Source organism: Pseudoalteromonas sp. NEC-BIFX-2020_002 (genome assembly GCF_013002825.1).
GTDB lineage: Bacteria > Pseudomonadota > Gammaproteobacteria > Enterobacterales > Alteromonadaceae > Pseudoalteromonas > Pseudoalteromonas neustonica.
In genome coordinates, this window is sequence record NZ_JABEPJ010000001.1 from 168,251 (window position 1) to 181,100 (window position 12,850).

The window sequence follows — 12,850 nt, forward strand, 5'->3', positions numbered from 1 at the left end:
TATGTTCTTCAGATGCGTATTGAAGAATAAGAACATTAAGGGGAATATAAAAATGGTGAGTCAACAACCGTCAATACGTTGTAAACCTAGAACAGGTAACTACACTGCCATGCCAGATACACCAAGCAAAGAACTTGCTGATGCTCTATTCGCCGTTGCTACTAAAAGAGACAAAAAAGCATTTTCTTATTTATTCGCGTATTTTTCACCAAAAATTAAACGTTTCGGTATAAAACAGTTTAATTCTGAAGCACAAGCTATGGAGCTTGTACAGGAAACACTCACTTCAGTATGGCGAAAAGCTCACTTATATAACAACGATAAGGGCGCTGCGACAACGTGGATTTACACTGTTATGCGAAATGCCTCCTTTGATATGCTTCGTAAAATGAAAAGTAACAAAGAGGATAATATCAGTGAAGATATTTGGCCTTTAGTTGAGCAAAATGAAAATGATGCCCATGAGTTTAGTGATCACCTCGAAGATAAGCAGATAAAGGGTTATCTTGATAAATTGCCACAAGCCCAAAGAGATGTTGTACGTGGCGTTTATTTTCAGGATATGTCACAAGAGCAACTTGCAGAGCAACTGAACATTCCAGTTGGAACAGTTAAATCTCGTTTGCGTTTAGCTTTACAAAAGTTACGAAATGAGATGGGAGATAAAAATGATTAAACACCATCCAACTGATGCTTTATTAACTCAGTATTGTAACGGAACATTACCTGCTAGTTTAAGTGTTGCAGTGTCTATCCATATTGATATGTGCTCTTGTTGTAGAGACAAGGTTGAAGCTATTGAAGCGAGTAATGCGAGCGAAGTATTTATTAACAACCAAGAAGATTTTTCCGAACAAATAGATTTAGAAGATGCAGGGCTATTAGAATCTATCATGCTAGATGATGGCATTGATGAAGTGTATGAAGTTAAAAAGCAGGAAGTTTCTGTAAATGAACAATCATATGAGCTACCACGTGCGTTGTCTCGAATTGCTCATAGTAAGTTTATGCAAATGGGCAAACTTTCTAGATCACGTATAGCGTTAGACGATGGCGCCCTTAGATCAAGTTTACTTCATATTGCTGCTGGTGGCGAAATACCAGAGCATACTCACACAGGCTTTGAATTAACTTTATTGCTTGCCGGTGAATTTAGTGATGAATCAGGAGATTATGTTGCAGGAGATTTTATGTTTCTAGATGGTCAGCATCAGCATACACCGGTAACAGAAAATGGCTGTTTATGTTACACAGTTGTCAGTAGTGCTCTACACTTTAATAAAGGTTTGAGTAAACTACTTAATCCAATCGGCAACTTGATCTATTGAGGAAATACATGCAGCAATCGACAATTAAGATAGGAATAAGCGCCTGTCTTGCTGGTGAAAAAGTCCGCTTTGATAGCGGACATAAAAAATCAAATTTTTGTATGGACGAGTTATCTAAACACGTTGAATATACTCGTTTTTGCCCTGAGGTAGCTGTAGGGCTTCCCATACCTAGGCCTACAATCAGGCAAGTTCGAGTTGGTGACACAATAAAAGTATGTCGCCCAGATGGCACAGGAGATGTTGGGCCTAAGTTAACCGAATATGGTAAAAGAATTGCAACAGAGCAGGCTAGTCAATTGAGTGGGTTTGTTTTTTGTGCGAAAAGTCCGAGCTGCGGTATGGAACGGATTAAAATTTACAATGAGGCTGGTACCGGCAATACATCTGAAGGCGTCGGCTTTTTTGCTGAACAAATTATGTTGCATAACCCGCTGCTTCCTTGTGAAGAAAACGGCAGGTTAAATGATATGCACTTACGGGAAAACTTCGTAATGCGAGTTTATACTTACAAAAATTGGCAAATTTTACGAGAGCAGCCAGTAAGTGTACATCGTTTAACTCAGTTCCACTCCCAATACAAGTACTTACTAATGGCTCATAATTACCAAGCTTATAAAGACTTAGGTAACTTACTTGGTACTTTTGATGGTGCAGATAGTGAATCACTTGCAGATTCCTATATTTCGGGGCTAATGGCTGCATTAAAGAGGCCTGCATCACGCAAAAATAACAGTAATACTCTTATGCATTTGCAAGGCTATTTTAAAAAGGTACTTTGTAAAGTTGAAAAACAAGAACTTAGAGATGCGATTGATGAATACAGAGAAGGACTCGTGCCTTTATATGTGCCTTTAACATTAGTAAAGCACCATTTAAAAGTTCACCCTAATGAGTATCTTGATAAGCAAGTTTATTTCAATCCTTATCCTCATGATTTAAAGCTGAGATACGGTATCTAATGAAGACAGTTTTTTGGTTTAGGCGCGATTTGCGCCTTTTTAATAATCTAGCATTATACGATGCGATTGAAAGTGGTTGTAAAAATGCCATTTTTTTTATTACCCCCACGCAATGGCGCCAGCATAATGTTGCACCTATCCAAATAGATTTGATAAAACGTAGAGTTGTATTTCTAGGTGATTTGTTGGCTAAACATGGCATCAAATTACATGTAATTGATGCAGGAACTTACAACGAATGTGTTTTACTTTTAGATGGTTTTTGCTCGGCTCATAACATCACACAAGTTTTTGCTAATAAAGAATATGAATATAATGAGCAGCAGCGAGACGCCGACTTTATTTCAAGGGCAGACAAGCATCAGATAAAATGCACTTTTTACGATGGCGACGTAATTGCCCCACCTGGTACAGTTGTAACTAAAACAGGTGAAATGTATAAAGTTTTTACACCTTTCAAAAATACATGGCTGAAACTACATCAAGATACACATTTTCATTTTCGTCAATTTCCCCAGTGCTTTGCAGAAATAATTTGGCAACCACCAGCATCACTCGAAAGTGACAATAGCTCTGAAAAATGGCCTGTTGATGATGCCTCCCTCAGTGGTGTTATTGCGCGTTTTATTGATAAAAAATTGGTTAGTTACAAAGACACTCGTGATTTTCCTAGCATAAAAGGAACATCGGGGATCAGTCCATATTTGGCACTGGGTATTGTAAGCGTTCATCAACTTGTCGCGCTTGTTCAACAACAACATGTAGATGTATTGACTAGTGCAAAAAGTAACTTATTCACTTGGGTTAATGAGTTGGTATGGCGAGAGTTTTATCGCCATTTGATTGTTGCTTTTCCAGATTTAAATAAATATAAAAACTTTAATGAAAAGTACGATGCAGTTAAGTGGCGAGCAGACGATAACGATTTTACAGCGTGGTGTGAAGGGCGAACTGGCTATCCGCTTGTCGATGCTGCAATGCGCCAGTTATTAGAAACAGGCTGGATGCATAATCGTTTGCGAATGGTTGTTGCGAGCTTTTTAACTAAACACCTTTTAATTGATTGGCGAAAGGGTGAGCGCTTTTTCATGACACACCTAATAGATGGCGATCTAGCATCTAATAATGGTGGTTGGCAATGGGCAGCGAGTACAGGGTGTGATGCGCAACCATACTTTCGGATCTTTAACCCAATTACTCAAAGCGAAAGGTTTGATCCAAAGGGGGAATTTATTCGTAAGTATATACCTGAACTGGAAAATGTGCCGGATAAACAGATTCATTTTCCGCATGAATATTTAGCGAAGATGAATAAGAAAGAGGTATATTGGCCAGCTGTTGTTGATCACAAAGCCGCACGTGAAAGGGCTTTAAACGCTTTCAAGGTATAATTGTTTTAAGGTATAAAATGCGCGAACAAAAAATTGAGAATTTTGTCAATATTTATCAACAGCTAAGTAAAGATAGCCTACATTTACTTGACGATATTTATCATCCATCAATCTGTTTTTCAGACCCATTGCATACTGTTAATGGTTTGGATGATCTTCACAGTTACTTCGCCGATTTATACAGTAATGTAACTGAATGTCGGTTTGATATTTCAAGCTTTCATAGCGTAGATGATAACGCTTTTTTATATTGGACTATGTACTATCGTCACCCTAAATTAGCATCGCACAAAGAAATCGCTGTTCAGGGTCATAGTCATCTGGTTTTCGATGGGAACAAAATAAAATTGCACCGAGATTACTTTGATGTAGGTGAGCTATTGTACCAACAAATCCCATTAATAGGCCCTGTTATTAAACTTATCAATAAGCGAGCGACACAATCATGATTACACTCATTACAGGTGCGACTTCTGGTATTGGTGAGGAGCTTGCAAAGCAATATGCTGCTCTAGGTGATCGCGTTATTGCTTGTGGTCGCAATGAGGAAAAATTAGCTCAATTGTCAGGTTATAACAACATTGAGGCATGTAAATTTGATGCTACCGATGTTGATGCAGTGAAACAGACAACAGCTCATTACGAACAGTTTGACCGTGTCATATTAAATGCCGGAAATTGTGAATATATTAATGATGCTCGAAATTTCGACAGCGCTTTATTTACGCGTGTCGTTACAACAAATCTACTCTCAATGGGTTATTGCCTTGATGCTTTATTACCAAAAATAAAGTCAGGTGGACAATTAGTTATAGTTAGTTCAAGTGTTACTTATCTACCACTACCTCGCTCTGAGGCATATGGAGCTTCAAAAGCGGGAGTAAGTTATTTAGCAAAAAGCCTTGCTGTTGATTTAAATGATGTCGATGTATCGCTAGTTCATCCAGGATTCGTTAAAACCCCACTTACACAGAAGAACGATTTTCCGATGCCTATGGCAGTGACGGCAGAAAAAGCGGCCGATTATATTATTAAAGGCGTTAGCAAACGCCGTAAGGAAATTCATTTTCCGTATCGATTTACTTTAATCTTAAAGTGTTTACGCGTGCTGCCACTCCCTCTGTGGTTAAAGCTTGCAAAAGGATTATCACGTTGAAAAAAATAGCAATAATAGGTTCCGGCGTATCCGGTTTAAGTTGTGCTCATTTGTTACATAAACAGTACGATATCACCGTTTTTGAGAAAAATAATTATATTGGTGGGCATACTGCAACAGTAGATGTTGATGTTAATGGTAAAAATTACGCCATAGATACCGGTTTCATCGTATTTAATGACCGTACATATCCTTACTTTGAAAAACTATTAAAGCGTATTGGCATAGAGCGAAAGCCGACTGAAATGAGTTTCAGTGTTCATAATGAAGAAACAGGCTTTGAATACAATGGCCACACGTTTACCAGCCTATTTGCTCAAAAACGAAATATTTTTCGTCCTCGTTTTTGGAAGCTACTGGCAGATATCGTCCGCTTTAATAAATTATGCAAGGTTCTACACCATGACAATAAATACACGCAGGGTCAAACTCTGGGCAATTTATTAGATGAGCACGGATTTAATGATTTTTTTCGTTATCATTATATCTTGCCTATGGGCGCAGCGATTTGGTCTACCAGCATAAAAGAAATGAGCGGCGTAGGCGTTGAATTTTTTGTAAAGTTCTTTTTTAATCATGGGCTTCTTGATATTACTAATCGCCCTCAATGGTACGTAATACCGGGTGGTTCCAGAGAATACATAGCGCCATTAATAAAAGGTTTTGCTGATAATATAAAGTTAAATAGCGATATAAAGTCAGTGGTAAGGAGGGACCTAGGTGTAACGCTTTCTTTTGCCGATGGTCACAGTGAAGAGTTTGATAAAGTAGTATTTGCATGCCATTCAGATCAAGCTCTTAAATTATTGGATTCGCCTACAGATGATGAAATAAAGGTGCTAGGTGCTATTCCTTACACTGAAAACTCAGTTATATTACATACAGATACGCGACTATTGCCAAAGCGTAAAGCGGCTTGGGCAAGCTGGAATTACCTGCTCAATGATAATGTAGATAAAGCTGCTGTTGTGACATATCAAATGAATATTTTGCAGGGAATTAAAAGTGACACACAGTTTTGTGTGACACTTAATCATAAGCAAGGTATTGATAAAGAAAAAATACTTCGTGAATTTACCTATTATCATCCTGTATTTAATAAAGCGTCAATTGCAGCCCAGCGACAAAAAAAATTAGTTGATGGCGAAAATAATAGCTATTTTTGCGGCGCTTATTGGTATAACGGATTTCATGAAGACGGCGTTAAAAGTGCGGTAGATGTAGCGCGTCAGCTTGGTGTTGAGTTTGACTAGCGCGGTGTATATTGGTGATATAAAACATCGCCGATTTGCTGTTAAATCCCATTATTTTAAACACCCCATCTATATGATGTGGGTGGACCTTATTGATCCTGAATCACTCAATAATATACATAAAGGGTTGGGCACTAAAGGGTTTAAAGCGCTTAAGTTTAATCAAGCAGATTATCTTAATCAAGACGAAAATATACATGAAACTATCTCCGATCGTGCATTTAAAAAAATAGCCGAGTTGGGGGTTTCAGATATATTTGAAAACGTATACATGCTTGGTCAGTTACGGTGTTTTGGTCTTTACTTTAGTCCGGTTAACTTTTTCTTTTATCAAAGCAAGTCCGGTGATTTCACCCATATGGTCGCAGAGGTAAGTAATACTCCTTGGAATGAGCGGCATTATTATTTAGTACCAATAGAAAGAAAAGTGAACTTTAAGAAGGTTTTTTCCGTATCACCTTTCATGGATTTAGATATGAACTATCATTGGAATACGCGTTTTAAGAACGATAATGCAATGATTCATATAGAAAACAAAAAAGATGGCACTGTATTGTTTGATGCGACGCTTAGATTAAAACGCCAATCATTGAACAATGAGAGTGTATCTGCACTTTTAAAGCAATTTCCAGCAATGACGTGGAGTATTTTCAAAGGGATATACGTCCATGCTTTTAAATTATTTTGTAAACGAGTGCCATTTATTGGGCACTCAGGTAAAGGCAGCTAATCTGCATTAGTAAGAATTTAGGTGATGTTATGGAAAAAGTATCCAGTTTAGAGACTGTGCAATCGAGTGATTGGCTGATAAAAATATATAAAAAACTTGTCTTCGGTGCCTTTAATAGTCTAAAAACCGGGCATGTAATTTTGTTAGAAGGTAACAATGTAACTCATTTTGGTGATAAAAAAAGCGAACTCAATGTAAAGCTTACAGTTCACAGTAATGCTATGTACAAGTCCTTCGCTTTATCAGGCAGTGTAGGTGCGGGTGAATCATATATCCTTGGTCATTGGGATTGTGATGATTTAACCAAATTAATTGAAATATTTGCCATTAATCAAAATGAGCTCGATGCATTTGAGAAGAAATTTGCATTTTTCAGTAATATTTACTTTCGATTAAATCATTTTAAGAACAAAAACTCAGAGCACGGTTCAAAAAAGAATATTGTTGCTCATTACGATCTTGGTAATGAGCTTTATTCATCGTTTTTAAGCACAGAAATGTTGTACTCAAGTGCAGTTTATCCATCAAAAAGCGCTTCTTTAGAAGATGCACAAAAACATAAACTCGATTTAATTTGTCAGCAAATAGATTTACAGCCAGGCGAAAAAGTAGTTGAAATTGGAACCGGATGGGGAGCATTTGCAATACATGCAGTAACGCAATATGGCTGTCATGTTACAACCACGACAATTTCAGATGAACAATACTCATACGTAGCACAAAAAGTAGCTGAGCTTGGTTTAGAGGGCAAAATAACGTTGCTTAAAAAAGACTATCGCTTACTTGAAGGGCGATATGACAAGCTTGTTTCCATAGAGATGATCGAGGCTGTAGGGCATGAATATTTACCGAGTTTTTTCAAAAAGTGCAATGAATTATTGAAAGAGTCTGGTGCGATGCTAATTCAAGCAATAACTATTGCCGATCAACGTTACAAGCACTATTTAAAAAATTCTGATTTCATACAGCAGTATATATTTCCTGGTGGATGCTTACCGTGTATTGATGAAATGAATAAACAAATAAAGCAGCAGTCCGACATGGTAGTCCATAGCATAAAGGACATAGGAGTCCATTACGCGAGAACATTAGCAGATTGGCGTTCTCGCTTTGTCGCAAGTTGGCCTGAAATTGATAAAACTAAGTTTGATCAGCGCTTTTATCGTCTTTGGCTTTTCTATTTAGCCTATTGTGAAGGGGCTTTTCGCACCAGAGCAACCAGCACTGTTCATTTAGTGGCACGTAAACCTCGCTTTAGCCATTCAAGAGACGACATTGCGCTCGGTTATTAATTTTGCATTGTTTCAAGGTGTTTGGTTTATGGCCTTACTCCTTGAAACTAGAGCAATAATTCCAATACTCTGTGTAATTGGTCTAATGGTTTATTTGTCTAAACAGAAAAAACAAGATTTAATACTGATCACATTTGGCTTAGTTATAGCGCTAACATACGAGTATTTAATGGTTTTATCAGGGATGTTGTATTTTAAACAGTCACCTTTTCCGTTTTGGCTTGTATTATTGTGGTGTGCATTATTACTGACTCTGAATACCTCAATGCAGTTTTTAAATAAGCTCCCTTGGTTTTTTTCTTTATTGGTTTGTGCCATTAGCGCACCTGCAAGTTATTGGGCGGGTGCTCGTTTTGGTGTTATTACCATTTCTGTACCATTATTGCAGTTTTGGCTTGTTTACGGGGTGGCTTGGTCATGTATGTTCAATCTCATTATGTATTTGAACAAACGCTTTGCTCAAAACAGCAATCAAAGCTCACCACAAATTTAACCTTCACTATTAAATTAAAGGTATTCATGAACCGTTTTATAGTTAATACAATCTGTGCGGTGTGCTTAGCCTTTGTTGGTCAATGCGTTTCGGCTGATTTTAAAACCGTCGGAACGTCTCGTTTTGAGTACATTTTTTGGGATGTTTATGACGCTACTTTGGCAACGACTACAGGGCAGTACGAGTTTCCTCAGCACCCGACTAAATTATCACTTACTTACCTTCGCGATTTTGCTGCAAAAGACATTGTCAAAGCAACCAACGAGCAGTGGCAGCACCTAGGAAAAAACCAACTGGTTAAAAAGTATGATGATAAGTTATTGGCAATCTGGCCTGACATAAAAGAAGGCGAGACACTTACTTTTATTACGACTGAAACAGGTGTAGGCACTTTTTATCATCAAAATAAAGAGCTAGGCTCGATCAAGGATGTTAATTTTGCGGATGACTTCCTCTCTATATGGCTATCTGAAAACACATCTGAGCCTAAAATGCGCAAGCAATTACTGGGTCGTTAAATACAATTACCATTTGTTACAAACGCTATCAATAGGAAATAATATGAACAATACAATCCGTGGTTTAATTCTATTTATGCTTGTTTTTTTAACAAGCTGTGCAGCGCCCGATGTAGATTATTACAGCCAAAGCCAGCCTGAGTTTAATTTTAAGACATTTTTCAATGGTAAATTGAAAGCCTACGGTGTCGTACAGGATTATAAAGGCGAACTTACCCGTAAGTTAGTTGTTGATATGGATGCGTCTTGGGATGGCAATAAGGGCGTTATAGAAGAAGATTTTGTTTACGATGATGGGGAAACACAGCGCCGCGTTTGGTATATAACTTTAAACGATGATAATACATTAACAGGAACTGCTAGTGATGTCATTGGGATAGCGCAAGGTGCGAGTAATGGAAGTGTTTTTCATTGGACATATTCTTTAGAGTTGTCTGTTGATGGTACCAGTTATGAAGTTAACTTTGACGATTGGATGTACTTGGTAACAGATTCTCGTTTGATTAACCGTACCGCTATTGATAAATTTGGTATTGAGGTTGGTGAAGTTACTTTGGTGATTGAAAAAATTGAACAGTAGATAGTTTTTTTATAATAGTATTAAAAAGTCATTAAATTCAGTATTCGTTAATGATATAAGCATTATTTTTTAAGACTATTATCCAAATTTTATCCATTTATTAAGAATTTAAACAAAAATGGCAATTTGCTGTTGCCAATACTTAAAAAATGCATAAAGATAGGTTTTGCGAAGGCAAAATAATAACGAATAGGAATTTAACAAATGAATAAAGCTCAATTAGTTGAAAAAATCGCTACTGATGCAGAAATCTCTAAAGCAGCGGCTACACGTGCACTTGACGCGTTTACTGGTGCTGTAACAACATCTTTAAAAGAAGGTGATTCTGTTGCATTAGTTGGTTTTGGTACTTTCTCAGTAAAAGAGCGTGCTGCACGTACTGGCCGTAACCCACAAACAGGTGCAGAAATTCAAATTTCAGCGGCAACTATCCCAAGCTTTAAAGCAGGCAAAGGTCTAAAAGACCAAGTTAATCCTTAATAAGTTAAAGTACTTATTAACAAAAAAAAGGGCTGTTTAGCCCTTTTTTTGTGCTTTTTAATTATTATATTCTTAACGCTTTATCACCACGGCCTATGCCTACAGCCCCAGAACGTACCACTTCGATAATATCGGTCTCATGGCGTAAAGTGTCTAAAAATGATTCAATTTTATCTGTACTGCTAACGAGCTGTAATGTATAACTATTGCGGCCCATATCTAAAATAGCGCCGTTAAATACATCGGCTACGCGAGTAACTGCCGAACGTTTAGCCTCATCTTGAGCATGAACTTTCACGAGTAATAACTCACGCTCAATATGTGCTATTTCAGTCAGGTCGATGATTTTTAAAACATCCACAAGTTTATTAACTTGCTTAGTGATTTGTTCAACAATACGGTCATCTCCCATTGTGGTGATGGTGATCCGTGATAATGAATGATCATCAGTAGTGCCTACAGTTAAGCTATCAATATTATAGGCGCGTTGTGAAAACAGACCAACTATACGCGACAAGGCACCTGGCTCATTTTCTAGTAAAATAGATAGTATACGGCGCATTATGCTTTTACTCCTTTACGTAGCCACATTTCATCAATTGACCCAAGTTTAATCTGCATTGGGTAAACGTGTTCTTTTTCATCAACACAAATATCTAAAAATACTAACTTGTCAGTAATCGCCATAGCTTTGTCAATCGCAGGCTGTAACTCATCTAGTGTATTTACCCTAATGCCTACGTGACCATAACTTTCAGCTAATTTTACAAAGTCAGGCAGTGAGTCCATATAAGATGATGAGTGGCGACCGCCATAAACCATATCTTGCCATTGGCGTACCATACCTAATGAGCGATTATTCAAAGAAACAATTTTGACTGCTAAGTTGTATTGCATGCAGGTTGATAATTCTTGAATATTCATTTGAATTGAACCATCTCCAGTCACACAAATTGACTCTTTATCAGGAAATGCCAGCTTCACGCCCATAGCTGCAGGTAAACCGAAACCCATGGTGCCTAAGCCTCCTGAGTTGATCCATTGGCGTGGATTTTTAAACGGATAGTATTGTGCAGCAAACATTTGATGTTGGCCAACATCTGAGCTGATATAAGCGTCACCATTTGTTGCTTTATAGAGGGCTTCAATAACAGCTTGTGGTTTTATTTTTTCGCCATCATTGCTGTAGCTTAAGCACTTTTGCTCGCGCCAGCTGATGATCTGACGCCACCAATCTTCTTGGGCACTTCGGTCTATATTTAAAGGGCTTTTATCTATCGCGGTCTGTAATTGTTCAAGTACCGTTGCAAGGCAACCTACGACAGGAATATGGGCTTTTATTGTTTTCGAAATAGATGTTGGATCAACATCAACATGGACAATAGTTGCATTCGGGCAAAACTTTTTAACATTGTTGGTTACCCTGTCATCAAAACGAGCACCTAAGGCTAATATTACATCAGCATTGGCCATTGCTTTGTTGGCTTCTAGGCTGCCGTGCATGCCTAGCATGCCAATAAAGTTGGGGTGTACACCACTGATGCCACCTAAACCCATTAGAGTATTGGTAATTGGCGCATTAAGTGACTCTACTAAACGTGTTAGTTGCTCTGAGGTATTTGAAATGATGATACCGCCGCCAGAATAAATAACTAATTTTTTAGCTTCTAATATAGCAGTTACAGCTTTGCGTATTTGTTTTGAATGACCTTTAGTATTAGGGTTGTAGGTTCGTAATTCGGTTGTGGAAGGGAATTCAAAATCAAATTTTAACGCTGGGTTTAACATGTCTTTTGGTAGTTCAACAACGACAGGCCCTGGGCGGCCGCTACTTGCGATATAAAATGCCTTAGCTAAAATTGTTGGAATATCTTTAGCGCTACGACAGTTAAAACTATGTTTAACAATAGGGCGAGAACAGCCAATAATATCAGTTTCCTGAAATGCATCATCACCAATTAAGTTAGTAGGTACTTGGCCTGATAATACAACCATTGGAATTGAATCCATGTACGCTGTCGCAATGCCCGTTATGCAGTTTGTAGCACCTGGCCCAGAAGTAGCCAAAACCACCCCAACGTCGCCTGTAGCACGCGCATAGCCATCGGCCATGTGCGTTGCTGCTTGTTCATGTCTTACTAAAATATGCTCAACATCATCTTGTTGAAATAAAGCATCATAAAGATCTAATACAGAGCCACCGGGGTAGCCAAATATATATTTAACCTTTAACTCTTTTAATGCCTGAACCACTAGTTCGGAGCCATTATATTGTTTCGTACTCATCCTCATTCCTCACGTACCTGATACTTTTAATTAAGGTTACAAGTAAATAGTTACTTAATAGACTTAATTAAATTAGTATTACAATTTAAATGCATAAAAAAACCCCCGCTGGAGCGAGGGTTTTTAAAAAGCTGTTTCACCTTTTAATACATCCTCGCAGGGCTTAAGACTAAGACCAGTACGAGTACGTTTATTTGGTGAAATTGATGTTTCATAGTATTACTTTTCTTCTGTATGTTTGTTATGAAATTTCTAATGAACTATTTAATTATTCGGTGCTTAAGACACAATTAATTCACTTTTTTATTACCTCTATTTTTAAGTGTTTTACTACCTAATGTCAACCGCCAGTAAGACTATCTTGCATTAAAATTCCAAATT

15 protein-coding genes are annotated in these 12,850 nt (G+C 37.7%); 13 read left to right on the forward strand and 2 right to left on the reverse strand.

What is annotated here, in order from left to right:
* Positions 1 to 52: 52 nt before the first annotated feature.
* The 13 genes from HJP15_RS00725 to HJP15_RS00785 all read left to right on the forward strand — a co-directional run bounded on the left by HJP15_RS00725 (position 53) and on the right by HJP15_RS00785 (position 10,183).
* Entirely contained in the window at positions 53 to 676 is a 624-nt protein-coding gene (locus HJP15_RS00725; protein WP_054203783.1) for a sigma-70 family RNA polymerase sigma factor, read from the forward strand.
* The gene (locus HJP15_RS00730) at positions 669 to 1,328 is read left to right on the forward strand and encodes a ChrR family anti-sigma-E factor (protein WP_170172830.1); all 660 of its coding nucleotides are present in this window, start codon (positions 669 to 671) and stop codon (positions 1,326 to 1,328) included. Before HJP15_RS00725 ends, HJP15_RS00730 begins: the two co-directional genes overlap by 8 nt.
* An 8-nt stretch (positions 1,329 to 1,336) precedes the next feature.
* Complete coding sequence (locus tag HJP15_RS00735) at positions 1,337 to 2,290, forward strand: YbgA family protein (RefSeq protein WP_054203781.1); 954 nt, start codon at positions 1,337 to 1,339, stop codon at positions 2,288 to 2,290.
* The gene (phrB, locus tag HJP15_RS00740) at positions 2,290 to 3,681 is read left to right on the forward strand and encodes a deoxyribodipyrimidine photo-lyase (protein ID WP_054203780.1); all 1,392 of its coding nucleotides are present in this window, start codon (positions 2,290 to 2,292) and stop codon (positions 3,679 to 3,681) included. The genes HJP15_RS00735 and phrB overlap by 1 nt, the downstream gene beginning before the upstream one ends.
* 17 nt (positions 3,682 to 3,698) lie before the next feature.
* A complete protein-coding gene (locus HJP15_RS00745; protein ID WP_169327182.1) occupies positions 3,699 to 4,130 on the forward strand; it encodes a nuclear transport factor 2 family protein in 432 nt (143 codons plus the stop codon).
* Complete coding sequence (locus HJP15_RS00750; protein WP_170172831.1) at positions 4,127 to 4,837, forward strand: SDR family NAD(P)-dependent oxidoreductase; 711 nt, start codon at positions 4,127 to 4,129, stop codon at positions 4,835 to 4,837. Before HJP15_RS00745 ends, HJP15_RS00750 begins: the two co-directional genes overlap by 4 nt.
* Positions 4,834 to 6,090: an NAD(P)/FAD-dependent oxidoreductase gene (locus HJP15_RS00755; protein ID WP_054454652.1), complete on the forward strand. Its 1,257-nt coding sequence runs from the start codon at positions 4,834 to 4,836 to the stop codon at positions 6,088 to 6,090. The genes HJP15_RS00750 and HJP15_RS00755 overlap by 4 nt, the downstream gene beginning before the upstream one ends.
* Positions 6,083 to 6,820 carry a DUF1365 domain-containing protein gene (locus HJP15_RS00760; protein WP_170172832.1) on the forward strand — a complete coding sequence of 246 codons (738 nt, stop codon included), beginning with the start codon at positions 6,083 to 6,085 and terminating at the stop codon, positions 6,818 to 6,820. The genes HJP15_RS00755 and HJP15_RS00760 overlap by 8 nt, the downstream gene beginning before the upstream one ends.
* A 29-nt stretch (positions 6,821 to 6,849) precedes the next feature.
* Positions 6,850 to 8,112, forward strand: coding sequence for an SAM-dependent methyltransferase (locus HJP15_RS00765; protein WP_170172833.1), 1,263 nt, complete (start codon positions 6,850 to 6,852; stop codon positions 8,110 to 8,112).
* Positions 8,113 to 8,140: 28 nt separating this feature from the next.
* Positions 8,141 to 8,605, forward strand: coding sequence for a DUF2878 domain-containing protein (locus tag HJP15_RS00770; protein WP_054203894.1), 465 nt, complete (start codon positions 8,141 to 8,143; stop codon positions 8,603 to 8,605).
* A gap of 26 nt (positions 8,606 to 8,631) precedes the next feature.
* Positions 8,632 to 9,123 carry a chalcone isomerase family protein gene (locus HJP15_RS00775; RefSeq protein WP_170172834.1) on the forward strand — a complete coding sequence of 164 codons (492 nt, stop codon included), beginning with the start codon at positions 8,632 to 8,634 and terminating at the stop codon, positions 9,121 to 9,123.
* Positions 9,124 to 9,166: 43 nt separating this feature from the next.
* On the forward strand, positions 9,167 to 9,703 hold the full coding sequence (locus HJP15_RS00780; RefSeq protein ID WP_170172835.1) for a DUF3833 domain-containing protein: 537 nt from the start codon (positions 9,167 to 9,169) through the stop codon (positions 9,701 to 9,703).
* A 204-nt stretch (positions 9,704 to 9,907) separates the two neighbouring features.
* Complete coding sequence (locus tag HJP15_RS00785) at positions 9,908 to 10,183, forward strand: HU family DNA-binding protein (protein ID WP_054203773.1); 276 nt, start codon at positions 9,908 to 9,910, stop codon at positions 10,181 to 10,183.
* A gap of 64 nt (positions 10,184 to 10,247) precedes the next feature.
* Here the strand turns inward: HJP15_RS00785 and ilvN are convergent, their stop codons facing one another.
* The gene (gene ilvN / locus HJP15_RS00790; RefSeq protein ID WP_054203772.1) at positions 10,248 to 10,745 is read right to left on the reverse strand and encodes an acetolactate synthase small subunit; all 498 of its coding nucleotides are present in this window, start codon (positions 10,743 to 10,745) and stop codon (positions 10,248 to 10,250) included.
* Positions 10,745 to 12,469 (reverse strand): acetolactate synthase 3 large subunit, encoded by a 1,725-nt coding sequence (locus tag HJP15_RS00795; RefSeq protein WP_054203771.1) that lies wholly within the window; start codon positions 12,467 to 12,469, stop codon positions 10,745 to 10,747. Before HJP15_RS00795 ends, ilvN begins: the two co-directional genes overlap by 1 nt.
* Positions 12,470 to 12,850 lie beyond the last annotated feature (381 nt).

Coding starts and splice junctions, on each gene's coding strand:
- HJP15_RS00725 (WP_054203783.1), top strand. CDS start 53: ATGGTGAGTCAACAACCGTCAATACGTTGTAAACCTAGAACAGGTAAC.
- HJP15_RS00730 (WP_170172830.1), top strand. CDS start 669: ATGATTAAACACCATCCAACTGATGCTTTATTAACTCAGTATTGTAAC.
- HJP15_RS00735 (WP_054203781.1), top strand. CDS start 1,337: ATGCAGCAATCGACAATTAAGATAGGAATAAGCGCCTGTCTTGCTGGT.
- phrB (WP_054203780.1), top strand. CDS start 2,290: ATGAAGACAGTTTTTTGGTTTAGGCGCGATTTGCGCCTTTTTAATAAT.
- HJP15_RS00745 (WP_169327182.1), top strand. CDS start 3,699: ATGCGCGAACAAAAAATTGAGAATTTTGTCAATATTTATCAACAGCTA.
- HJP15_RS00750 (WP_170172831.1), top strand. CDS start 4,127: ATGATTACACTCATTACAGGTGCGACTTCTGGTATTGGTGAGGAGCTT.
- HJP15_RS00765 (WP_170172833.1), top strand. CDS start 6,850: ATGGAAAAAGTATCCAGTTTAGAGACTGTGCAATCGAGTGATTGGCTG.
- HJP15_RS00770 (WP_054203894.1), top strand. CDS start 8,141: ATGGCCTTACTCCTTGAAACTAGAGCAATAATTCCAATACTCTGTGTA.
- HJP15_RS00775 (WP_170172834.1), top strand. CDS start 8,632: ATGAACCGTTTTATAGTTAATACAATCTGTGCGGTGTGCTTAGCCTTT.
- HJP15_RS00780 (WP_170172835.1), top strand. CDS start 9,167: ATGAACAATACAATCCGTGGTTTAATTCTATTTATGCTTGTTTTTTTA.
- HJP15_RS00785 (WP_054203773.1), top strand. CDS start 9,908: ATGAATAAAGCTCAATTAGTTGAAAAAATCGCTACTGATGCAGAAATC.
- ilvN (WP_054203772.1), bottom strand. CDS start 10,745: ATGCGCCGTATACTATCTATTTTACTAGAAAATGAGCCAGGTGCCTTG.
- HJP15_RS00795 (WP_054203771.1), bottom strand. CDS start 12,469: ATGAGTACGAAACAATATAATGGCTCCGAACTAGTGGTTCAGGCATTA.